This is a genomic window from Methylocella tundrae (genome assembly GCF_901905185.1).
GTDB lineage: Bacteria > Pseudomonadota > Alphaproteobacteria > Rhizobiales > Beijerinckiaceae > Methylocapsa > Methylocapsa tundrae.
Window position 1 is genome coordinate 1 of record NZ_CABFMQ020000117.1, and the last position, 1,653, is coordinate 1,653.

Annotated in this window: 1 protein-coding gene and 1 pseudogene; both read left to right on the forward strand. The window is 63.0% G+C overall.

Translation table 11 applies throughout. The annotated features are described in order from the left end of the window. Window positions 1–444 (forward strand): annotated as a pseudogene (locus MPC4_RS21000) (transposase); the annotation flags it as partial. Between the two features lie 212 nt (window positions 445–656). After that, window positions 657–1,653 (forward strand): IS110 family RNA-guided transposase (locus tag MPC4_RS17260; protein WP_174513614.1); only part of this gene is annotated, 997 nt, incomplete at its 3' end.

Consider the following 1,653-nt stretch of genomic DNA (forward strand, 5'->3'; position numbering starts at 1 on the left):
GTGGTTATGCCCCCAATCAAAGACAGCAAGACTCTTGCGGCAGCCGGCGCTGAAATGGAGGACGGCCGGAGGCCGACGATCGTTTCAGCGCCGGCTGCCGCGTCGCCTGAATTTTCGGACCGTCCTCGCCGCCGCACGTTCACGGCGCAAGACAAATTGCGCATCCTTGCGGAGGCTGACCGCGCGGCGGGCGTCCCCGGAGGGATCGGCGCGATCGTGCGCCGCGAGGGGCTTTATTCGTCGGCCCTGACGGACTGGCGGCGTCAGCGCGCCGCCGGCGCCTTCGAAGCGCTGAGCCCCGCCAGGCGCGGTCCCAAAACCGCCGAACCAAACCCGCTGGCGGCGGAACTCGCGCTTTCGCGGCGAGACAATCTCCGCCTGAAACAGCGATTGGAGCGCGCCGAAGCGATCATCGAAATCCAAAAAAACGAGCTCGGACCGGTAGCCCGCCTGGGGCGGTAGAAACTGGTGGCGCTATATCGGACTCGAGGGGAGCGGCCGAGAACTTTTTGGTGGATTTGACCCCGCAAAAAAACGTGGCCCATGGGTTGTTGCGGACTTACGAATGGTGACGCTTTCGGGCGATCCCGGTTAGGAAATTGATCTTCTCCGCGACCCAACCCCTCGCTGGCTTTCTCAGGCAGGAGGGTTCTCACATGCGTCAGCCGAAGCGATCTCGATCTTCGCGGGATCTGTCCAGGGTTCATCCAGCGGCGGCGGCGATCGATATCGGCGCCACCATCCATGTTGCGGCCGTCGGCCCGGATCGTGATCCGCAACCGGTCCGGACATTCCAGACCTTTACCGATGATCTGCACCGGCTGGCGGACTGGTTTGAACATTGCGGCATCAAGACGGTCGTCATGGAGTCGACCGGGGTTTACTGGATCCCAATTTACGAAATCTTGGAGCAGCACGGATTCGAGGTGCTGGTGGTCAACGCCCGCGACGCCAAGCACGTTCCCGGACGCAAGACCGATGTCAGCGACGCGCAGTGGCTGCAACGTCTTCACGAATACGGGCTCCTGCGCGCCAGTTTCCGGCCCCAGGCCGAAATCGCGGGACTCCGCGCCTACCTGCGGCAGCGCGAGCGGCTGCTGGATTACGCGGCCGCGCACATCCAGCACATGCAAAAGGCGCTGACGCAAATGAACCTGCACCTTCATCATGTCGTTTCCGACATAACGGGCATCACCGGCATGCTCATCATCCGAGCGATCGTGGCAGGCGAGCGCGACCCGGATATCTTGGCCTCCTTCCGCGATGTGCGGTGCCGCTCCTCGGTCGAGACGGTGCGCCAAGCGCTGGTGGGAAACGTTCGAGATGAGCACATCTTCGCCTTGACCCAAGCTCTCGAGCTGTACGACGCCTATCAGGAGAAGGTTCTTGCATGCGACAAGCAGATCGAGGCCGTTCTGAAGCGGCTGCGGAAGAGCGCATCGCCACCGGAGAACAAACTTCCTCCCATCCGGCATAAGACCCGCCAGCCGAATGCCCCAGCCTTCGACGTGCGCGAGGCGCTCCACGCGATCCTGGGCGTGGACCTCACTCAGATTCACGGTCTGGGGTCGTACCTTGCGCTCAAGCTGGTCGGGGAATGCGGGACCAACCTGGCGGCGTGGCCGAGCGCAAAGCACTTCACATCGTGGCTAG